Origin of the sequence: Sorangium sp. So ce119, from assembly GCF_051524405.1 — a bacterium.
GTDB classification, from domain to species: Bacteria; Myxococcota_A; Polyangia; order Polyangiales; family Polyangiaceae; genus Sorangium; species Sorangium cellulosum_G.
This window is the reverse complement of the sequence record NZ_CP150310.1, coordinates 7,274,602-7,294,884: the sequence shown is the minus strand read 5'-3', so window position 1 is coordinate 7,294,884 and position 20,283 is coordinate 7,274,602. Positions and strand designations below refer to the sequence as shown.

Sequence of the window (20,283 nt, the reverse complement as noted above, 5' to 3'; positions counted from 1 at the left end):
TTCTTCTCTCTCCTCTGTGCCCTCTGTGCCTCTGTGGTTAATTTCTCTTTCTTTATCCGGATCCCACTCACGCGGGCGTGCGGCGGCTGCGCGGGCGGCGGTCGGGGACAGGCTCCGAGTTGGGGCTGGCCACGGCGTCCGACTGAGCGCGCTCCGGCAGGAGCTGGCGGAGCTGCCAGGCCTGCAGGAAGGCGCGCCGCTCCGCGTCGCGCAGCGCGTGCTGGTGCTGGCCCATCATGAACGCCGGCACGACCAGCATGAACAGGGTCGTCAGCGTCAGCGCCGTCATGGTCGGGATCTCCGAGTGCTCGACGGCCTGCGGCAGGATGACCATCGCGCCGCCCGTGAACTCGTACGAGCGAGGCAGGACGCCCGAGTACTCGATCCACGCGGCGGCCAGCACCGCGGCGCAGCCGGTCACGACCACGGCGACGCGGTACGCGTTCCGGTAGGTGAACGAGTTGCCGTACGTGAAGATCACGAGGAGCATCGGCATGAAGAGCAGCGGCCCGAAGCCGCGCCCGATGCAGAGGAAGCTGAGGACGTTGAACACGAACCCGGCGTAGGCGTACCACTCCGCCGACGGCCGGTGGACGAGGCGCGCGGCGATGCCCTTCATCAGCGCCGCCAGGGCGGTGAACGCCAGGATGAAGCCGAAGACCTGCCACTCCCGGATGCCCAGCCACACCGCGGCCACGAGCGTCGCGATCGCGGTCGCGAGCAGCTCGGCGCGGATGCCCGCGTGGAGCTGCAGCCGGTGCCGCGCCGCCGCGGCCGCGTCGAGCTCGGCGAGCACCTCCTGCGGCATCTCGCGCGGCGGCTCGGTCAGGACGCGCCGGAGCGTCTCCAGCGCGCGCTCGTTCGACGGGTCGAGCGCGAGCGCCTGGCCGACCTCGCTGAGCAGCGCCTTGCGCGCGCCCTCGGCCTCCTTCCCGCCGGCGAGCGCCTTCGCGATCTTCTCCTCGGCCACCCCCGCGTGCCGCGCCGCCAGGCCGCGGCGCAGCTCGACGTCCTTGTCGCCGTCGAGGAACCGCTCGACCGCCTCGTAGAGCGCGCGCGCGGACGGGAAGCGCTCGGCCGGATCGCGCCGCGTCGCCTTCACGCAGATCGCGTCGAGCTCCGGCGGCACCTCGCGCTCGGGCGCGCGCACCGACGCCCGCGCGTCGGCGCCGTGGATGAGCGAGTCGAGCATCTCGTTGCGATCCTTCTTCGGGTGCAGCGGCTTCAGCGTGAGCAGCTCGAAGAGGATCGCCCCGAGCGAGTAGACGTCGCAGCGCGCGTCGAGCGTGTCGACGCACCCCTGCGCCTGCTCCGGCGACATGTAGCCGAGGGTCCCGAGCACGTCGCCGGGGATGGTCCTCGTGCTCATCGGGTCCTCGCCCATGTCGATCGTCTGGAGCGGCGAGTCCATGAGCTTGGCGACGCCCCAGTCGAGCAGGTACACCTCGCCGAAGTCGCCGAGCATGATGTTCGCGGGCTTGAGGTCGCGGTGGAGCACGCCGCGCGAGTGCGCGAAGTCCACGGCGATGCAGACCGACGAGAACGCGGTGAGCAGCTTGCGGCGCGAGAAGCTCTGCGTGGCCGCCGCGTCGCCCTCGCGGAGCTCGTTCAGGATCCTCGACAGGGTGAGCCCCCGGAGGCGCTTCATCGTGAAGTACGCCGAGCCCTTGGCGTCCACGCCGAGGTCGTAGACGGGCACGATCGACGGGTGCTCGAGCTGGCCCTGCACCCGGGCCTCGCGGATGAACCGGTGGCGGAGCGTCGTGTCGCCCTGGTGCTCCGCGCGGATGACCTTCATGGCGACGTCGCGGCCGATGCGGCGGTCCCTGCAGAAGTGGACCTCCCCCATCCCGCCGACGCCGAGCAGCGCGCGCACCTCGTAGCGGGGGCCGTCGCTGGCGATGTCCGAGAGCTCCGCCCGGGCGCGGCCCGGGTTCACGGGCGTGGGGCTCTGGCCGTGCGAATCTCCGCCCTTTCCGCGAGATTTTCGCATCTCGGGGAGCTGCTCGAGCGTCTCGAAGTCGTCGTCGAACAGAGCCATGGCCTTCGGGAAGCCAGGCTCATTCGCGCCGTGCCAGCAAAACCCCACACCGGCAGGGCTCCGCGTGACGACCCCCGACCTCCCGACCGGCGGGGGCGAGAAGCGCTGCGGATCGCTGGGCTTCCTTGACGAAAGGATCTCGTATCGGGTGGTGATGTCAACGGGGTGATGCGTCCGTGGAAGACAGAGGACGAGCCATGCGGCGCCGCCCGCAACACCGCACGTTCGGGGTGAATGCGCGCGAATCGCGTGAAATGAAGGGCGATGTCGGGAGGCCGGCGCTGCGGCGCCGCGGCGCACGATCGCGGGCGCGAGGGCCGCAGGACGACGCGGCGGAGCGCGGAGCTGGTGTTCCGCAACACACGGCACAGGCCCGCCGGGGGCGCGCCGCGCTCGGCGTGCTCAGCGTCCGAGGAGCGCGAGCAGCGTCTTCTTGTTCGTGAGGCCGATGTGGCGTTTCACCGGCTCGCCGTTCTGGAAGGCGACGACCGTCGGCAGACCCCGGATCTCGAACCGCTTCGCGGCCGCGGGCGACTCGTCCACGTCGAGCTTCACCACCTTGACCTGGCCCGCCGTCTCCTCCGCGATCTCGTCGACGATCGGCGCGAGCCGCTTGCAGGGGGCGCACCAGGACGCGGAGAAGTCCACGAGCACCGGTGTGTCCGTCTCCAGGACCTCTCGAGCGAAGTTCAGATCGTTGACCTCAATGACGTTCCTGCTGCCCATGGCGCTGTCCTTTCCGTTCATCTCGGGAACGAGCGGCCCTGGCCGCGGCGCGCCGGCTCGACGCCGGCGCTCGCTCGACAGCCACGCTCGCATGAACTGTTATAAACACGGTTTCAGTTTCCGCCAGGGGAGGGGGACGCCGGGCGTGCGGCCTCGCGGGGCACGCCCGGGGCAGGGGAGGGGCAGGGGACGAGGAGCGCCCGGCGGGGGCGGAGATCCGGAGCGGTCAGTCCGCCCTGGCGGGCGCGGGGCGGCCGAGGTGCTGCGCCCGGAGCGCGACGTCGGCGACGGTCGTGTGCGCGAGGCCGCGCAGGAGGCCCTCGTTGGCCGCCGCGGCGACCTCGTCGAACGCCCGCTGGATCCCCGCGCCGATCGGGCACCGCGCGTTCGGCTCGCACGGGCTCGGCGCGATGGCGCCCTCCGGCTCCACGGCGGCGTACACCTCGCTCAGCCGGATCGACGCCGCCGGCCTCGCGAGCCGGTAGCCGCCCGCGCGCCCCTCGCGCGCCTCGATGAGCCCGGCCTGCGACAGCCGCGCGAGGATGCGCCGCAGGAACGCCGGGTTCGTGTTGATGCTCGCCGACAGCGCGTCGCTGGCGCAGCTCTCGTCGGACTGCGCGAGCAGCGCGAGCGCGTGCGTGGCGATGGCGAAACGACCCGAGGACATCAAGGGACCTCTCGGCGGACTCTGCGGGACGGAGGGGACGCGCGGCCGCGTGAAGGAGCGAGCCTGTCGAATCTGAGGGCTCCGGGCCGCCCGATGTCAAGGCGCCGGGCGGGGCGCCCCGGGCCTGCTCAGGGCGTCCGCGCGGACGTGCGGGTCAGCACGAGCGCCTCCCCCTTGCCCGCGGCGAGCCGGAGCTCGATCGAGGCGGGGACCGCCGCCGGGCCGGCGCAGCGGCTCTCGGACACGACGTGGCGCGCGCGGGCGAGCGAGCTCTCCCCCGTCGAGGTGTCGACGAGCCGCAGGTCGACGCCAGCGCCCTCGGCGTCGAGCGCCGCGATGACCTCGGCGCACGTGTTGGGCGGGATCTGCAGCGGGAAGATCTTGAGGCGCGCCGCGTCGAGCGCCACGGCCTGCGCCGCGGCGGCGGCGCCGGCGTCGGCGGCGCCTGTCGCGCTCATGCGCGCGAGCAGCCTCGCGGCGGCGATCGGGTGGGCCACGAGCGCGGGCGGGGCCTTGAGCTCCTTGCGGACCTCCACGGCGAACGGGCCGGGCTGCGCCATCGACTCGACGTCGACCCGGGCAGGGCCGCCGCTGCCGCAGGTGAAGAGCGTCGCCTGGGCGCCGCCGCGGGCGCGGCCGAGCAGGGCGTGGTCGTCGCTCCAGAGCTCCGCCAGCACGTCGGCGAGCGGCCTGCCGGCGAGCACGTCGATCCGGGCGCAGCCGGCCGGCAGCTCGACCGGCAGCGTCGTCCGGCTGCCGAGCCGCGCGGTCCCGGTCGAGACGCGCGGCGCGCCGTAGCCCCTGCCCGCGAGCGCGCGGCCGTGGGCCGCCCTCACCTCGGCGAGGTCGCGGCCCTCGGTCGCGCGCTCGATCGGCGTGGCCCCGGAGATCTCCGCCTCGGCGCCCGGCTGCGAGCGGCCGACGACCACGGCCACGAGCCCCTGCGTGCCCCGCGAGCGGATCGCGATCGAGAGCTCGATGGAGGCCGTCGAGCAGAGGAGCAGCGTGCGATCCGGCCCCCGCTCCCGGGCGCGCGCGACGATCCTGCCGGTCTCGTCCTCGGCGACCACCTCGAGCGAGGCGACCTCGTCGCTCGGCGAGACGAGCACGTCGAGGCAGCGGCCGCCGTCGAGGGTGGCGCCGATCCGGCTCGCGGTCCGCGAGCCCACGGGGAGCGCGACGCGCCGGACGTCCTCCCAGCGCGCGCCGATCGCGCCGCGGTGCGCCCTCACCTTCGCCTCCAGCCCGGGCCACGACTCGAGCCGGCCGCTCTCGTCGCCGGCCCTGCCCCGCGCGCCGACGGCGCGGGCGACGGCGTCCGCCGCCTTCTCGGGGACGCCCTGCACGCCGACGCTGACCGCCCCGGCGCCCGACATGACGCGCGCCATCACGTAGAGCCGCCGCGGGTGCGGCGGGCAGACAAGGATGGAGGCGCGCGCGTCGGCGGCCTCGTCCGTGGAGAAGGCGCTGCCGTCGTCCTCGAAGGCGAACAGGTCGACGTCGCCGATGGTCGGCGAGACGCGCGCCATCGCGAGCATGCACTCGCCGGCGGGCACCTCGACGAAGGCGCCGAGGCGATCGCCCTCGGACACCATGTCCGCGCCGACCACCCGGAGCGGGCCCGCGCCGGCCTGAGCGGCGCGCTGCGCGTCCCGGCCGAGCAGGGTGCTGCCGTCGATGCGATCCGGCAGCGGGCGCAGCACCTCCGTCGCCGGCGCGCCCGGCGCGGCGGTCGCCCCGGCGCGGCAGGCGGGCAGGACGGCCAGCAGGGCCGCGAGCGTCCGGGCCGCGCGGGCGGGCGACGGGCGGGGCGCGGACGGCGGGGGAGGCGCGGGCGACGGGCGGGGCGCTGGGTGTCGGGGACGCAAGGTCGTGGGCTCGTCGGGGCGCGCCGTCGGCGGGGCGCGCTGTCGAGAGACGGGGTTCTACTTCAGGGCGGGTACGGCAGCCAGGGCGCGCCGGTCATCGGCGGTCGCGCGGCGCGCAGGCCTCATGTCGCCCATGTCGGCGATCTCGCCCGTTGCACCCTTCACGCCTCGGCCACCTCGGCGCAGATCCGTCCGAGCGTCCGGACCGCGTGCTCGATGAGGTCGGTGAACGGATAGCCGCAGTTGATCCGGATGTAGTTCGAGAACCGGTGCTTGGCCGAGAAGATGGGGCCCGGCGCGACGCTGATGCCGTGATCCAGGGCGCGCTCGTGCACGTCCAGCGCGCTCGTGCCGGGCGGCAGCTCGACCCAGAGGACGAATCCGCCCGCGGGGCGGGAGACCCGGGTGCCAGGCGGGAAGTGCTCGGCGATCGCCTCGCTCATACGCGCGACCTGGCCGGCGAGGCGGCGCCGGAGCGCCCGCAGGTGGTGGTCGTAGCCGCCGATCTCGAGGAACTCGGCGACCGCCATCTGCGGCAGGGTCGCGCAGGCCACGCTCTGCCCGAACTTGAGCTGCTCGACCTCGTCGAGGAAGCGGCCGGGGGCCGCCCAGCCGACCCGGTAGCCCGGGGCCATCGTCTTCGAGAACGACGAGCAGAGCATCACGAGGCCCTTGCGATCGAACGCCTTGGCCGGGCGGGGGCGGACGTCGCCGAAGTGCAGGTCGCCGTAGATGTCGTCCTCGATGAGCGGCACCTCGCGGCGCGCGAGCATCGCGACGAGCCGCTCCTTCGCCTCGTCGGGCATGGCGCTGCCGAGGGGGTTGTTGAAGTTCGGGATCGCGAGGCACGCCTTGATGCGGTGGCGGCCCAGCATCTCCTCGAGGACGTCGAGGTCCATGCCCGTGCGGGGGTGCGACGGGACCTCGAGCGCCTTGATGCCGAGGCTCTCGATGAGCTGGAGGAGCCCGTAGTACGCCGGCGACTCCAGCGCGACCGTGTCGCCGCGGCGCGCGACCGCGCGCAGGCAGAGGTGGAGCCCCTCCATGGCGCCGACCGTGGTCACGATGTCGTCCGCGCCGAGCGCGACGCCCCACTCGACCGAGCGCCGGGCGATCTGCCGCCGCAGCGCCGGCAGGCCCGGCGGCGGGTCGTACGAGACGCCCGCGCCGCCCGCGCCCCGCGCGATCGCGGCGAGGATGCGGTTCAGCTTGTCGGTGGGCAGGAGCTCGGGGCTCGGGCACGCCGCGCCGAACGGCACGATGTGCGGATCCCGCGTGGCCCGGTACACCTTCGTGACCAGGGCCTTCACGCTGACCCGCGTGGCGGTGCTGCTGGCGCGCGCGGCCCGCGGCTCCGGGAGCGTGAGGACCCGGCGGGCGCGGACGTAGTGCCCCGACTGCGGGCGCGCCTCGACGAGGCCGCGGTTCTCGAGCTGCAGGTACGCCTGGAGCACCGTCGCGACGCTGACCCCCTGCTGCCGGCTCAGCCGCCGCACCGAGGGGATCCTGTCGCCGGGCCGCAGCGTGCCGCGCGCGATCAGATCGGCGATGTGCGCGGCGACGCGGTCGTAGAGGTGGGCATCGTCCTGCTGCTCGATGGGCGCCTGCACGAGGGACGAGTGTACAACCGGGCGACCCCTGCGGTACCGGTACAGCCGGCAGGCGTAAGGACCAGCACAGTCGCCACTTTCCGCAACTGTACCGGCCTCAATGCCCGGAAGACTGCCTCTGTGCCGGTCGCCCGCCAGACCGCAAGCTCCGTCACATGAAACTGGCCTCACTTGTTCCGGACGCGCAGGCGCGCGTCCGAGGCGCTGCGCGGATCGAGCTGGGGAAAGGCGGCCTGTGGACCCGCCGCCTCCGGGGCGGTCCGCTCGTCCTGAGCTGCACCGCCGGCGCGGTCTGGGTCACCCGCGAGGGGGCGCCGGACGACGTGGTGCTGGAGGCGGGGGCCAGCTATGGAGGCGCGGGGCGAGGGCTCCTCGTGGTGGAGGCGCTCGAGCCGGCGCAGATCGCGGTGGCCGACGGGGCGGAGAGGACGGCGCGGGCGGCGCTCGAGAGGGCGCGGGCGGCGCTCGAGAGGGCGCGGGGGAGCTGGCTCGTGCTCCTCTCGCTGGCGGCGCTGTACCTCGTCTGGGGCTCGACGTACCTGGCCGTCTCGGTCGCGCTCGAGACGCTGCCGCCGTTCCTGCTGGCGGGGGTGCGCTTCACGACCGCGGGCGCGCTGCTCTACGGGGTGCTGCGGCTGCGCGGCGTCCCGCGCCCGACGCCGCGGCAGTGGGGCGCGGCGGCGCGGGTCGGCGTGCTGCTGCTCGTGGCCGGCAACGGGCTGGTCGTCGTCGCGCAGCAGTGGGTGAGCTCCGGGGTCGCGGCGGTCGTGGTGTCCACGATGCCGCTCTGGCTGGCGCTGTTCACCACCGTGCGGGCCGCGCGCGGCGGCGCGCTCGGCCCGCGCGGCGCGCCGGAGGTGTCGCGGGGCGAGTGGGTCGGGCTCCTCATCGGGTTCGCGGGCGCGGCGCTGCTCCACCTCGGGGGCGCCCTCCATGCGGAGCACGCCGGGGCGCTGCTCATCGTGCTGGCCCCGGTCGCGTGGGCGCTCGGCTCGCTGTACAGCCGGACGACGCCGCTGCCCGAGGGGCCGATGGCCGTCGCGGCGGAGATGCTCGCCGGCGGCGCGGTGATGCTCGGGATCAGCGCGATCGCGGGCGAGCGCCTGGCGGCGGCGCCGTCCTCGCGGTCGCTCCTCGCGCTCGCCTATCTCGTGGTGTTCGGCTCGATCGTGGGCCTCAGCGCGTACACGTACCTGCTCAGGAACACGCGCCCGGCGATCGCGACGAGCTACGCCTACGTGAACCCGATCATCGCGATCGCCCTCGGCGTCCTGCTCGGCGGCGAGCGCGCCTCCGCCGCGACCTGGGTGGCCGCGGCGGTCATCGGCGCCGGCGTCCTCATCGTCTCCAGGGCGCGCCACTAGAGCGCCGCTCTGCTCCGCGCGATGCCGTCGCGCGCCGTCCGCCGTAGGCAATGCGGGGGGCGCCGTGTAGTGTGCGGCGCGAGGAGGCGAGTAGATGAAGAGAGGTTTCCGGCTGCTCGGATGGGCGCTGCTCCTTTCGAGCGCGCCCCCGGCGTGCGGCGGCGACATCGGTGGCGACGTGGCGGGCGGCGAGGCGTCGGGCGGCGACGGCGGGGCCGGCGCGACGACGGCCTCGAGCGCGGGCGGCGGGGGCGCCGGCGGGGAGGGCGCGACGACGAGCGCGAGCGCGGGCGGCGAGGGCGCCGGCGCGGGCCCGACGGGCGCGTGCGCGGAGCTCGCGCCCGGGCCGATCGAGCCGAAGCGGATCACGGACGTGTTCAGCGGCAGCGAGGACTTCGCGTTCAACGGCCAGGGCCACATCGTCGCCAAGCAGGGGCCGAACCTCATTCGCTATGACGCCACCGGGCAGACATCGAACTTCGCGTCGCTGCCGGGCGCCGTGCTCGGGCTGAGGTACCGGCCCGACGGGACCCTCGTGGCCGCGCTGCCGGAGGCCGGGGCCGTCGTCGAGATCTCGACGATCGGCGTGGTCAGCGACTTCGTGGAGGGCCTGTCGACGCCGAACGGCCTGTCCGCGGACGCGGACGGCAACGTCTGGGCGACGGAGACGGCCGGCAACCGGGTGATTCGCCTCAACCCGGACGCGACCGTCGACGAGATCGCGGGCGGCGAGCCCGAGGTGAGCCAGCCGAGCGGCATCGTCTTCGACCCGGCGCGCAGGGTCGTCTTCTACACGAACGCCTCCGCCGGCGAGATCCGCAGGATCGACCTCGCCGCGCGCGACGATGAGCCCGCGCGCCCGGCGCTCGTGACCACGGTGGCCTCGGCCGTGCTCGACGGGCTCGTCCTCGATACGTGCGGTCACCTGTACACGATCGATAACAAGGACAGGGGGCTCTACCGCGTGCGGCTCGACGCGACAGGCGCGGCCCTCGGAGAGCCGGAGCTCCTGGCGAGCTTCCCCACCTCGGTCGCCAATGCGCAGTTCGGATCGGGCCCCGGCTTCAATGGGAAGACCCTTTACGTCGGCGGCGCGGCCGGCTCGATCTACGCTGTTGCGCTGGATATCGGCGGCGCGCCCGTCCCCGCGCCGCCGGAAGCGCCCTGATGAGCGCCCCCCGGCGGCGCGCCGGAGCGAGGATTCAGCGGGCGCCTTCGGCGGCGGCCACGTCGCCCTTCTTGAGCTTCCCTTGAAGCTCACCGAGCTTACCGGCCGTCCGATCGAGCACGCGCGCGGCGTTCTCGAGCGCGATCCGCCCATACCCGATGGCCACCTCGGCCCAGGAGGTGCCCAGCTCGCGCAGCGTCTCGACGAAGGGCGGCTTGGCCGCCGGCGTCGAGGCGCTCGCATCCGCCTGCCCCGCGTGCGCGGCGGTCCCGTTCACGCTGTTCTCGGCCTTCGGCTCGCTGATGCTCTGCGTCTCACTCATGATCTGCCTCCCACTTCGTTATGTCCCCCCGCGATGCACGCGGGCGTACAGAGATGATGAATCGAGCGATGGCCCCAGCGCCTCAGGCGTCGCCCGCCCCCGCGAATCGGCGAGACGCGATGTGAACCTGGAGCCCCGGGGCCCTGTGAGCGACCATGCCAGTGAACGGAGCCGGATTCGCGGCTTCGTCGGAGGGCACAAACGCGTCGTCCCGACACTGCGACGCGTCGCGTTAGCTGTCAAGGTCGCTGTCGATTTTGTTGCAGTCGTTTTTCACTCGGTAGTCTGATGAGGACGCTGCGGCGGCCATCGCGTTCGCTCGGCAGGTCAAAGAAGGGAGTTTCCCTATGTCGCTAGCGCGCTGGAACCAGGCCGCGCGTTCAAGGCTCTCTCGGCTTCTCGTCGTGCTGCTGCTGCTCGTCGTCCCCTCGCTGGCGCTGGCGCAGGCGGCGGTCGAGCCCACGGGGGCGCCCGCGGCGGGCGCTGCGCCCGCGACGCCCGCGGCGAAGGCGGGCGCGGCGGCGCCGGCTCGCGGGGCTGCGTTGCCGCCGGACTCGTGGGCCGGTCAGCTCGAGATGCTCTCGCGCTGGGTCGAGCAGCGCGGCGCCGCGGGGAAGTGCGCGGAGCGGTGTTACGCGCTCGACAGGCTGCGCATCACCGGCGCGGTGGGCGAGGGGCCGCTCCAGTTCGAGCTCTCGGGCGGGGTGCTCGCGGACGGCCCCGTGGCCGTGCCGCTCTTCGGGCCGCCGGAGCACGTCCGCATCGAGGCCGTGCTCGACGACGGGAGGCCCGCGTCGCGCCGCGAGGCCGCGCCGATCAGCTTCGAGGGGAGCCATTACTATCTGTGGACGGCCGCGCGCCGCTTCGTGCTCCGGGGCACGCTGTCGCTCGGGGGCGACCTCACGCTCCTCGTGGCCGGCCCGCTCAACTCGTTCGAGGCCGACGTGACCGGCGGCTCTGTCGCGGAGGGCGCGCGGCTCTCGGGGCTCTCGGGGGCGGCGCTCCACTTCAGCACCGAGGGCGGCGAGGCGGCGCAGAGCGCGGGCCCCACGGTCTTCCAGCTCTCGCGCGCGGTGCGGGTGGGGCGCGAGATCGGCTTCGAGTACCGGCTCGTGATGCGGTCGGGCACCGATCTCGGCGTGGTGCGCCTGCCGCTCGCGTTCGGGGAGAAGGTGCTCGACGTCTCCGGCGCGAGCGGCTTCCGGGTCGAGGGCGGGGAGCTCGTGCTGCCGACCTCGGGCCGCGCCGCGGAGATGACGATCTCGGGCACGCTCCCGAAGGTCGGCGCCTTCTCGCCCGACCCGCGCTCGGCCTACGAGTGGTGGCTGTTCGAGTCCGACGCGGAGCACCGGCTCACCGTGAACGGCGCGCGCCAGGTCGACGCGGCCGAGTCGCCGATCCCGCGGACCCAGGCGACGTCGCGGCTCCTGCTCGTGCAGCGAGGGCAGAGCGTGGAGGTCAAGGTCGAGCCGCTCGCTGGGGTCGAGGTGCTCGCCGCGGTGGTGCGCGAGCACCGCCGCACCCTGGTCCTGACCGAGCGCGGGGACCTCGTGGCCGACGACGCGCTGAGCTACGAGAACAACGGCATCGACTACCTGACGTACGCGCCCGGCGGGCGGCCGATCTACCTGGCCACCGACGGCAAGGCGCAGCGGATCATGCACCAGGGCGCGGCCGCGGAGGAGGTCCTCGTCCCGCTGCAGACGGGGAGCCACACGATCCAGGTGCAGTCGCTGGCGCAGGCGGCGGTGCGCTCGATCGGCGGCACCATGGCGCTGCCGATGCCGAGCTACCCGCTCACCGCGAGCCGGATGGCGCTCACGGTCGGCCTGCCCGAGAGCGTGCTGCCGGTCGCGCTGCTCGGCGGCGACCGGCCGGTGTGGTTCGCGGACGCGGGCGACGCCCTCGCCGTGGCGGTCGGCTTCGCGGCGGCGTGGATCGCGGTCCGCCCCGGCCCGACGGCGGGCCGCGGGCGCGTCCGCGCGCTGCGCGTGCTGGGCGGGCTGGTCATGGCGGGCCTGTGGTTCGTGGCGCCGGCGACGTTCGTGGCGCTCCTTGTCGGGATCGCGACCGGCGCGGCGGCGTGGCTCGCGGGGCGGCTGTTCCGGGGCGCGAGCCGCGCGGCCGCGATGGTGGTGCTGCTCGTCGCGGGCGGCCTGGCGCTGCTGATCGGGCTCTTCGCGATCTCGGCGGGGCGCTACCAGGGCGAGCGGTGGGACTCCGCGTACGAGACGGCCGCGCCGTCGACCGCGTCGGTGCGCAGGGCCAAGGACGACGACCAGGCGAAGGGCGGCGGCGCCTCCCTCGCGCCCGGGGGCGCCGTGCTGGAGGGGGTGACGCCGGTCGCGCTGGCGCTCCCGAGCTACGCGAGGAACCTCCACGTGAGCCGGGAGCTCGTCACGGAGGAGCGCGCGTTCCGCCCCGTGCTCGTCTACACGACGGCCTCGGCGCTCGTGCCGCTCGCGCTCCTGTGGCTGGCCGGGGTCGTGGTCCTCCTCGCCGCGCACCGCGCGCCGCTCACGGAGATCTACCGCCGCGCGTCCGCGCGCCTCGCGCGCAGGCCCGAGGACGGCGCGCCGGCGGCCTGACGGGGCGCGCCGGCGCCGGAGGACGGGGACGCGCCGCCATGCGGAGGGCCGACCGGCTGTTCCAGATCGTGCAGCTCCTGCGCCGGCGCCGGGTCACGACGGCCGCGCGCCTCTCGGAGGAGCTCGAGGTCTCGGAGCGGACCATCTACCGCGACATCCGCGATCTCATCGCGTCGGGCGTGCCGATCGAGGGCGAGGCCGGCGTCGGCTACGCGCTGCCCCGCGGCTTCGATCTGCCGCCGCTCATGTTCCAGGAGGACGAGATCGAGGCGCTCGTGCTCGGCGCGCGCATGGTGGGGAGCTGGTCCGATCCGGCGCTCGTGCGCGCCGCCGGGCGCGCGCTCGCGCGGATCGAGGCGGCGCTGCCCGACCGCCTCCGGCCGAGGGTCGCCGCGAGCGCGCTGTTCGCGCCGAGCTTCCACATCCCCGAGAGCGCCACCGCGCACCTCGCCGAGCTGCGCGCCGCGGTGAGCGAGCGCCGCAAGATCCGCTTCGGCTACGCGCGCGCCGACGGCGCCCGCTCGACGCGGACGGCGCTCCCGCTGGGGCTCTTCTTCATGGGCACCGGCTGGTCGCTCGCCGCGTGGTGCGAGCTGCGCGGCGCGTTCCGCGGCTTCCGACTCGACCGCATGAGCGATCTCGAGATGCTCGACGCGCGCTTCGACGAGACGGAGGGCCGGACGCTGCGCGACTACTTCGTGTCCAGGGACGCCGAGACGGAGGGCCATCGATGAATTCCACGAGGCTCCTGCGCGCGCGGTGGTGGCCTGGGCTCGCCGTGGCGCTCGCGCTCCTCGCGCTCGTCGCGCTCCGGATCGCGCAGCTCGGCCGCCCTCCGGACGTCGTGCCGGCCAGCGCGCCGCCCGAGGCGTTCTCGGCCGAGCGGGCCCGGGAGCACCTCGCGCGCATCGCCGCGGAGCCGCGCCCGACCGGCACCGCGGCCCACCGGCGGGCGCGCGAGTACCTGCTCGCGCGGCTCGCGGAGCTCGGCGTGCAGGCCGAGGTCCAGCGCGCGTCGGTGCTGAGCCGGCAGTGGGGCCTGCCGTACGACGCCGCGCGCGTGGAGAACGTCGTGGCGCGGCTGCCGGGCGCGGACAGCACCGGGGCGGTCGCGCTCGTCGCGCACTACGACTCGGTGCCCGGCAGCCCAGGGGCCGCCGACGACGGCAGCGGGGTGGCGGCGCTGCTGGAGACGCTGCGGGCGCTGAGGAGCGGCGCGCCGCTGCGCAACGACGTGCTGCTCCTGTTCACCGACGCCGAGGAGGGCGGCATCCTCGGCGGCAGGGCGTTCATGGCCGAGCACCCGCTGCGCGGCGAGGTGCGGATCGCGCTCAACTTCGACGCCCGCGGGGCCGGCGGCGTGGTCGCGATGTTCGACACCGGGCCCGGGGACGCGTGGCCCGTGCGCGAGCTCGCCCGCGTCGCGCCCTACCCGGTGGCCTCGTCGCTGTTCCCCGAGGTGGCGCGGCGCATGGGCCACAGCACCGACCTCAGCGTGTTCAAGCGGGCCGGGATCCCCGGGCTGAACTTCGCCTTCAGCGACGCGGCCGCGCACTACCACGCGCCGTCCGACACCCTGAGCAACCTCGACCTCCGGAGCGTGCAGCACGCCGGGGATCAGGCGCTGTCGCTCGCGCGGCGCTTCGGCGCGCTCGACCTCGGGCGCCGGGACCGCGCGGACGCCGTGTACTTCAACACCTGGGGCGCCCACCTCCTCGCGCACCCGATCGGCTGGGTGCCGTGGATCGCCGCGCTGATCGCCTGCCTGTTCGCGGGTGTGGTGGCGCTGGCGCGGCGGCGGGGGGTCGCGTCGCTGGGCCGTATGTTATCGGGATCGCTCGCCTTTCTGACGATCCTTCTCGGCGTCGCCGCCGCGGTGGGCGGGCTCGCGTGGGCCCTGCGGCGCGTCCACCCGGTGCTGCGGGTGATGCCGTTCGAGCCGTACAACGCGCCCGCGTACCGGCTGGCGCTCGCGCTCCTCGCGCTCGCGGCGTCCGCGGCGGGCTACCGGCTCGTCCGGGCGCGCCTCGGGGCCTGCGACGCCGCGCTGGGCGCGCTGCTCCTCTGGCTGCTGCTGCTCGTCGCGTCGAGCCTCTCGATGCCGGGCGCGAGCTTCTACTTCGCCTGGCCGCTCGCGTTCGCCCTGCTCGGCGTCGCGGCCGTGACGATCCGGCGCGGCGACGCGCCGCCCGCGTGGCCTCCGACATGGCTCGACGCCGCGCTCCTCGTCGCCGCGGCGGCGCCGGCGGTCGCGCTGGCCGTGCCCGGCCCGTACCTGCTCTTCGTCGCGCTGGGCCTGCCGATGGCGGCGGCGCCGGCGCTCGCTGTCGCGCTCGTCTTCGGGCTCTTCCTGCCGCACGCCGAGCTCCTCGGCGGCGGTCGCTCGCGGCGGCTCGCGCTCGCCTTCGCGCTGCCGGGCGCCCTGGCGCTCGTGGTCGCCTGCGCGACCGGCGGCTTCAGCGAGGCGCGGCCGCGGCCGGCGAGCCTCGCCTACGCGCTCGACGCGACGGCCGGGGAGGCCCACTGGCTCTCGGCCGACCGGGACCTCGACCCGTGGACCGCGGCCCACTTCCCGGACGATCGCGCGCAGGCGCCCTCGTTCACGGTGCCGTTCGTGCGCCTGACCCGGCAGAGCGAGGCGCCTGTCGCCGCGCTGCCGCCGCCGTCGCTCGCGGTGCTCGGCGACGTCACGCGCGGCGGCGTGCGGTCGCTCCGGCTCCGCATCGCGTCGCCCCGCGGCGCCCCGTGGCTGCTCGCCGAGGTGGCGTCCCCGACCCCGGTGCTCCGCGCGGAGGTGGACGGCCAGCGCGTGGAGGAAGCGGTCCGCGGGGCGCAGGTGAAGCGCGATGTCCGGTGGGGGTTCACCTACATGGGATTGCCGCCGGGGGGCATCGAGTGGTCGCTGGAGGTCGAGGACTCCGGCCCGATCGAGATCCGGCTGATGGACCAGACCTACGAGCTCCCGCGCGACCTCGTTCGCGCGCCGCGGCCGAGGGACATCATGGGGGTGCCGTACCGGCTCGCGGATTCGACGTTCGTGAGCGCGTCATTCTCGCTCTGACGCCGCCTCGGCACGCCGCCCTGGTCTCATGAGAGAGGGAACCACAGAGGGAGAGAAGAGAGATTTGAACCACAGAGGCACAGAGGGCACAGAGGGAAGAGAAGAGAGATAGGAACTACAGAGGAACAGAAGAGAGATAAATAATTATTCTCTTTTCTCTTCTCTCTCCTCTGTGCCCTCTGTGCCTCTGTGGTTCAAATTCTTCTCTTCTGTGCGCCCCGCCGCTCAGTCGACGAAGATGGGCTCGCAGTTCGTGAACGCGAGCGTCGACTGGATCACGAAGTTCGACTCGGTCGTGTGCCGCTCGGCGTGGAAGAAGTCGAGCGGATACTCCTGGCCGGGCACGATCCCGAGCTCCTCGGCCATCCGGTCGAGATCGAGCTCGTCGGACTGGGGGCCGTGGAGGCCGCCGAGATCGATGGCGAGACGGTTGTTGATGAACACCCAGAGGTCGTCGTCGCCGGTGAACGAGAAGACCTCGCCGCCCTTGTAGACGAACTTCATGTGGAGCTCGAACGTGAAGTGGAAGTTGTGCTCCCTGCCCTCGTTCCCGAAGCCCCCCCGGTCGATGGGGAAGAACGCCCGGTTGTCATAGGTGGCGATGCCGTCCGCGCCCACCACGGGCGTGATGGTGAACTCGATCGGCATGTTCACCCCCTGGACGTCGCGGTACCACTGATTGAACTCTTCCGGCCCGGTGGTGTGCTCGGTGGCCCCCTGGTGCGCATAGACGGGCTTCTGATCCGGGCCCAGCTCGCGCGCGACGATCCCCTTCAGGCCGCGGCCCTGGAACGTCTCGAAGTCGGGGTGCCCGTCCCCGTCCTCGTAGGCGCGGAAGTCGCGCACGATGCCCGTGAGCTTCGCGTCGCACCCGCTGCCGCTGCCGCTGCTGCCATTGCCCGCGCCCGGCCCCGCCGCCACGCCGCTCCCGAAGTCGTCGCCACCCGCGCCCGACCCGTTCCCGGCGCCGGCGCCGGTGTCCCCGGATCCGCTCGACGCGTTGTCGCCGCCGCCGCAGGCGACGCCGGTCAATGCCAGCAGCATCGCGAGCGGAACGTACCAGTTCGATTGGAGGCGAAGCATGCGAAGTCTCCTTTTTAAGCGCGTTGCGCGTGGTGCGCGGACAGGCGCCACGGCAGCCAAAGCAAACAGCCGCCGAGGGCGCAAGAGAGAAAGCGATCTTACCCCGCCGCGATGTCGAGGCGACGTACAAATTCATCTCCGTGCGATGGCGGCAGGACGCCGCAAGGCGGCGATATGTAGGTTCCTTATCGAGAGCCGCCGCCGCAGTGGGCGCCGAGGCGCCGCGCCAGCTCGGGCGGGAGGCGCTCGCAGAAGCCGTCCGGCCTGGGCAAGGGCTCGCGCCGCGCCGTGTGCCAGAACAGCACCGGGCCGAGCCGCCGCGCTCGCGCGTCGGCCAGGAGCGCGGCCATCGCCTTGCCGGTGTAGACCGGCTCCAGCGAGATGCCCTCGGCCGCGAGCGCGTCGCAGGCGGCGAGCGACGCGGCCGTGGGGGAGCCGTAGCCGCGGCCGAGGTGGCCGTGGACGAGGTCGATCGGGGCCGCGGGGGGCACGGGCGCGATTCCCGCGCGCGCGGCCAGGAAGGCGCGGAGCTCGGCCGTGAGGGCGCGCAGGCGGAAGCGCGAGGCGAGGAGGCGCTCGACGACCGCGACGGCGACGACGCGCGAGCGCAGGCCGCCGAGCGAAAGGCCGACGGCGAGGCCGGCGGCGGTGCCGCCGGAGCCGAGCGCGACATAGACGCGCGCGGGCTCGGGGAGCTCGCCGGCGCGGACCTGCGCGCACAGCTCGAGCGCCGCGCGCGCGGCCCCCACCATGCCGAGCGCCGACGTGGCGCCGAGCGGCACGATCGCCGCGCCCTCGCCGTCCCGCGCGCGGAGCGGCAGGAAGAGCGACGGGCGCGCGAGCGCGAGCTCGAGGCGCGACGGATAGAAGCGGATCGAGGTCGGCCCCGAGGCCGTGAGCGCGAGGTTGTCGATCACCGCGCGGGAGAGGTCGGTCCAGAAGAGGTGCGCGTGCACGCGCCGGCCGAGGCGCTCCGCCGCGACGACGAGCGCCGCCACGTTGCCCGAGCCGATGCCGCCCGCCGCCGACCACGCGGCCGCCGTCGACAGCGGGGGCGCGGCGAGCAGGTACTCGAGCTTGCGCATCTTCATCCCGCCGTGGAGGGGCTCGCACAGGTCGTCGCGCTTGATCCCCAGGAAATCGAGGCCGAGCGCGGCGGCGAGCCGCGGCAGCGCCGTGACCGGCGAGGGCCCGACGACCCAGCCGAGCCGGGGGATGCGGTCGATCCTCTGGAGGGCGGCGGCTACGTCGCGCAACGGGGGCTCCTCGCGAGGGCGGCGGTGGTCAGGCGGCCAGGCGCTCCGTCGGTCAGCGGGTCAGACACGCGGGCGATCGGGTACTCCGGCGCTCGGGGGGGTTCAACCCGGCGTGCCGGCGCGCTGCCCCGCGAGCACCGCGTCCGGCTCCAGCACGAGCAGGCGCACGCGCCCCGAGGCGCAGAGCCGGCCCTGCTCGTCGTGGACCGAGCCCTCCCAGACCTGCGTGCGGCGCCCGCGGTCGATCGGCCGCGCGACGGCGCGGAGCCGCCCCGACCGGACCGCGCGCAGGAAGCTCGTGTGGTTCTCGAGACCGACGACCGTGCGGCCGTCCGCCAGGGCGTTGAGCGCCGCGCCGATCGACGCCAGCGTCTCGACGATCCCCGCGTGCACGCCGCCGTGCACGATGCCGTAGGCCTGCCGGTGCTGCGGGCCGATGTCGAGCTCGGCCTCGACCTCGTCGCGCGTGGCGCGGATCAGCCGCAGGCCCATCGCGTTCATCCAGCCGTCGACGCCCGCCGCGTTGAGCGCGGCGGCGAAGTCCTCGGGATCCCCTTCGGCCATTGGGGCAGCCTAGACCACGCGCCGCCGGGATCGTCGGGCGATTTCGCGGGCGCGCGCGGGCACGTCAGCCCGGGGGCCGCTTCGTGAGCAGATCGCCGAACTCGTCGCGGAGCTGCGACTTCAGGAACTTGCCGGTCGAGGTGCGCGGGATGCGCTCGACGAAGAGGACCTCGTCCGGGATCCAGAACTTCGCGAAGCGGGGATCGAGGTGGGCGCGGAGCTCGTCCTTCGAGGCGGCCTGGCCGGGCCGCAGCACGACGGCCGCGAGCGGGCGCTCGCCCCAGACCGGGTGGCGCGCGGCGAACACCGCGGCCTCGAGGACGGCGGGGTGGCTCATGAGCGCGTTCTCGAGCGCGACCGAGCTGATCCACTCGCCGCCCGACTTGATCACGTCCTTCGCGCGATCCGTGATGCGCATGTACCCGTCGCCGTCGATCGTCACGACGTCGCCGGTCTTGAACCAGCCGTCCTTCGTGAAGCGGTCCTCGCCCTCGTCGCCGAAGTACGACGAGGCGACCCAGGGGCCCCGCACCTCGAGCTCGCCCATGCTCCGGCCGTCCCAGGGCAGCGGCTGGTCGTCCGCGCCGACGTGGCGCTGGTCGACGAACGGGACCGGAAAGCCCTGGGAGGCGCGCGTGTCGAGCGCCGCGGCGGCGTCCAGGTCGAGGCCGCTGCGGAGGTGCGCGATGGTGCCGAGCGGGTTGGTCTCGGTCATCCCCCAGGCGTGCGTGACCACGAGCCCGTGGCGCGCGAGGAAGCCGTCGATGAGCGCGGGGGGCGCCGCCGAGCCGCCGATCACCATCGCGCGCAGCGACGAGAGATCCCAGCGCTTCGGGTGCTCGTCGAGGAGCGCGAGGATGCCGAGCCAGATGGTGGGGACGCCGGCGGCGAACGTGACGCGCTCGCGGGCCATGAGATCGAGCAGCGACGCGGGGTCGAGGTGCGGGCCGGGCAGGACGATCCTGGCGCCGGTCGCGACCGCCGAGTACGGCAGGCCCCACGCCATCGCGTGGAACATGGGCACCACGGACAGGACAACGTCGCTGTCGCGGAAGCCGAGCGCGTCGTGCATGCACGAGACGAGCGTGTGGAGGACGATCGATCGGTGGCTGTAGAGGACGCCCTTCGGGTTGCCCGTCGTGCCGGAGGTGTAACAGAGCATGGCGGCGGCGCGCTCATCGAGCCGCGGGAAGTCGAAGTGATCGGGCTCGGGCGCGAGCAGCGCCTCGTAGTCGAGCCCGTCGCCCTCCACGGGGCCGTCGTCGCCGACGACGATGACGCGCTGGATGCAGCGGGCCTGGGGCGCGAACTTGCGGTAGAGCGGGAGGAGCGAGCGGTCGACGACGAGGACCTTGTCCTCGGCGTGCGAGGCGATGTACCCGAGATCGCTCGGGTGGAGGCGCAGGTTGAGGGTGTGGACGACCGCGCCCATGGCCGGGACGCCGAGGTAGAGCTCCATGTGCCGGGCGTGGTTCCAGCAGAGCGTGGCGACGCGATCGCCCGCGCGGACGCCGAGCCGCGTCAGCGCGTGCGCGAGCTTCGAGGCGCGGCGGTGGAGATCGGCGTAGGTCGCGCGGGAAGAGGTCCTGTCCGGGTTCTGCGTCACGATCGCGCTGCGGGCGTGGTACGTCCTCGCCCGCTCGAGGAAGTGCGCGATCGTCAGCGGATAATCCATCATGCGGCCGGCGAGCATGGGCGGTGCCTCCTTGTCCCGCGCGGGGCGCGGGGAGCGGTCGAATCGGTCGATGCGATGAGGAGGGCTCCGCGAGGACGCCGCGACGCGCGGCGCTGCCCCCCGGGGGCGTAGGCTAGCGGCTCGCGGGCGGCGTGGCGCGGGGGAACGCGGCGGCGCGCTCGCCGGCGGCCGCCCGGTCCGGACGCCGGGCGAGCGTGAGGGGCCTCGGCGTGCGATCGCAAGATCCTCCAAGAGCGGCGCGGGGCCGGTGTCCTAGGGTGGCCATCGAC

At 74.2% G+C, this 20,283-nt stretch carries 15 protein-coding genes; 5 read left to right on the top strand and 10 right to left on the bottom strand.

The features are described 5' to 3' along the window. Positions 1-67: 67 nt before the first annotated feature. The 5 genes from WME76_RS27455 to WME76_RS27435 form a co-directional block, all read right to left on the bottom strand. Positions 68-2,041: a serine/threonine protein kinase gene (locus WME76_RS27455; protein WP_437955236.1), complete on the bottom strand. Its 1,974-nt coding sequence runs from the start codon at positions 2,039-2,041 to the stop codon at positions 68-70. 402 nt (positions 2,042-2,443) lie between these two features. After that, on the bottom strand, positions 2,444-2,767 hold the full coding sequence (gene trxA / locus WME76_RS27450) for a thioredoxin (protein WP_061615647.1): 324 nt from the start codon (positions 2,765-2,767) through the stop codon (positions 2,444-2,446). 226 nt (positions 2,768-2,993) lie between these two features. Beyond that, positions 2,994-3,434 (bottom strand): Rrf2 family transcriptional regulator, encoded by a 441-nt coding sequence (locus WME76_RS27445; RefSeq protein ID WP_437955235.1) that lies wholly within the window; start codon positions 3,432-3,434, stop codon positions 2,994-2,996. Between the two features lie 128 nt (positions 3,435-3,562). Next, positions 3,563-5,302, bottom strand: a complete 1,740-nt coding sequence (locus WME76_RS27440; protein ID WP_437955234.1) for a hypothetical protein — start codon at positions 5,300-5,302, stop codon at positions 3,563-3,565. Between the two features lie 161 nt (positions 5,303-5,463). After that, the gene (locus tag WME76_RS27435; RefSeq protein ID WP_437955233.1) at positions 5,464-6,912 is read right to left on the bottom strand and encodes a PLP-dependent aminotransferase family protein; all 1,449 of its coding nucleotides are present in this window, start codon (positions 6,910-6,912) and stop codon (positions 5,464-5,466) included. Positions 6,913-7,067: 155 nt separating this feature from the next. On the opposite strand from WME76_RS27435, the gene yedA reads away from it, so the two are divergent. Continuing rightward, positions 7,068-8,276, top strand: a complete 1,209-nt coding sequence (gene yedA, locus WME76_RS27430; RefSeq protein ID WP_437955232.1) for a drug/metabolite exporter YedA — start codon at positions 7,068-7,070, stop codon at positions 8,274-8,276. A gap of 94 nt (positions 8,277-8,370) precedes the next feature. Continuing rightward, entirely contained in the window at positions 8,371-9,444 is a 1,074-nt protein-coding gene (locus WME76_RS27425; protein WP_437955231.1) for an SMP-30/gluconolactonase/LRE family protein, read from the top strand. Positions 9,445-9,478: 34 nt separating this feature from the next. Here the strand turns inward: WME76_RS27425 and WME76_RS27420 are convergent, their stop codons facing one another. Further along, the gene (locus tag WME76_RS27420; RefSeq protein ID WP_437955230.1) at positions 9,479-9,766 is read right to left on the bottom strand and encodes a hypothetical protein; all 288 of its coding nucleotides are present in this window, start codon (positions 9,764-9,766) and stop codon (positions 9,479-9,481) included. 404 nt (positions 9,767-10,170) lie between these two features. Between WME76_RS27420 and WME76_RS27415 the strand changes: the two genes are divergently transcribed. Genes WME76_RS27415 through WME76_RS27405 form a run of 3 tightly spaced genes read left to right on the top strand, consistent with a single transcriptional unit; the run spans position 10,171 to position 15,415 of the window. After that, positions 10,171-12,354 (top strand): hypothetical protein, encoded by a 2,184-nt coding sequence (locus WME76_RS27415; protein ID WP_437955229.1) that lies wholly within the window; start codon positions 10,171-10,173, stop codon positions 12,352-12,354. A gap of 38 nt (positions 12,355-12,392) precedes the next feature. After that, entirely contained in the window at positions 12,393-13,088 is a 696-nt protein-coding gene (locus tag WME76_RS27410) for a helix-turn-helix transcriptional regulator (RefSeq protein ID WP_437955228.1), read from the top strand. Next, on the top strand, positions 13,085-15,415 hold the full coding sequence (locus WME76_RS27405; protein WP_437955227.1) for a M20/M25/M40 family metallo-hydrolase: 2,331 nt from the start codon (positions 13,085-13,087) through the stop codon (positions 15,413-15,415). Before WME76_RS27410 ends, WME76_RS27405 begins: the two co-directional genes overlap by 4 nt. A 225-nt stretch (positions 15,416-15,640) precedes the next feature. Here WME76_RS27405 and WME76_RS27400 read toward each other — a convergent pair whose 3' ends face one another. The 4 genes from WME76_RS27400 to WME76_RS27385 all read right to left on the bottom strand — a co-directional run bounded on the left by WME76_RS27400 (position 15,641) and on the right by WME76_RS27385 (position 20,011). Continuing rightward, complete coding sequence (locus WME76_RS27400) at positions 15,641-16,498, bottom strand: fibro-slime domain-containing protein (protein WP_437955226.1); 858 nt, start codon at positions 16,496-16,498, stop codon at positions 15,641-15,643. Positions 16,499-16,683: 185 nt separating this feature from the next. Beyond that, positions 16,684-17,754, bottom strand: a complete 1,071-nt coding sequence (locus tag WME76_RS27395; protein WP_437955225.1) for a 1-aminocyclopropane-1-carboxylate deaminase/D-cysteine desulfhydrase — start codon at positions 17,752-17,754, stop codon at positions 16,684-16,686. A gap of 102 nt (positions 17,755-17,856) precedes the next feature. Then, positions 17,857-18,318, bottom strand: coding sequence for a PaaI family thioesterase (locus tag WME76_RS27390; RefSeq protein WP_437955224.1), 462 nt, complete (start codon positions 18,316-18,318; stop codon positions 17,857-17,859). A 64-nt stretch (positions 18,319-18,382) separates the two neighbouring features. Continuing rightward, positions 18,383-20,011: a long-chain fatty acid--CoA ligase gene (locus WME76_RS27385; protein WP_437955223.1), complete on the bottom strand. Its 1,629-nt coding sequence runs from the start codon at positions 20,009-20,011 to the stop codon at positions 18,383-18,385. Between the last annotated feature and the right edge of the window lie 272 nt (positions 20,012-20,283).

Excerpts from the sequence above, each read along its gene's own strand:
- WME76_RS27455 (WP_437955236.1), bottom strand. The coding sequence starts at position 2,041 with ATGGCTCTGTTCGACGACGACTTCGAGACGCTCGAGCAGCTCCCCGAG.
- trxA (WP_061615647.1), bottom strand. The coding sequence starts at position 2,767 with ATGGGCAGCAGGAACGTCATTGAGGTCAACGATCTGAACTTCGCTCGA.
- WME76_RS27445 (WP_437955235.1), bottom strand. The coding sequence starts at position 3,434 with ATGTCCTCGGGTCGTTTCGCCATCGCCACGCACGCGCTCGCGCTGCTC.
- yedA (WP_437955232.1), top strand. The coding sequence starts at position 7,068 with ATGAAACTGGCCTCACTTGTTCCGGACGCGCAGGCGCGCGTCCGAGGC.
- WME76_RS27425 (WP_437955231.1), top strand. The coding sequence starts at position 8,371 with ATGAAGAGAGGTTTCCGGCTGCTCGGATGGGCGCTGCTCCTTTCGAGC.
- WME76_RS27420 (WP_437955230.1), bottom strand. The coding sequence starts at position 9,766 with ATGAGTGAGACGCAGAGCATCAGCGAGCCGAAGGCCGAGAACAGCGTG.
- WME76_RS27410 (WP_437955228.1), top strand. The coding sequence starts at position 12,393 with ATGCGGAGGGCCGACCGGCTGTTCCAGATCGTGCAGCTCCTGCGCCGG.
- WME76_RS27405 (WP_437955227.1), top strand. The coding sequence starts at position 13,085 with ATGAATTCCACGAGGCTCCTGCGCGCGCGGTGGTGGCCTGGGCTCGCC.
- WME76_RS27400 (WP_437955226.1), bottom strand. The coding sequence starts at position 16,498 with ATGCTTCGCCTCCAATCGAACTGGTACGTTCCGCTCGCGATGCTGCTG.
- WME76_RS27390 (WP_437955224.1), bottom strand. The coding sequence starts at position 18,318 with ATGGCCGAAGGGGATCCCGAGGACTTCGCCGCCGCGCTCAACGCGGCG.
- WME76_RS27385 (WP_437955223.1), bottom strand. The coding sequence starts at position 20,011 with ATGCTCGCCGGCCGCATGATGGATTATCCGCTGACGATCGCGCACTTC.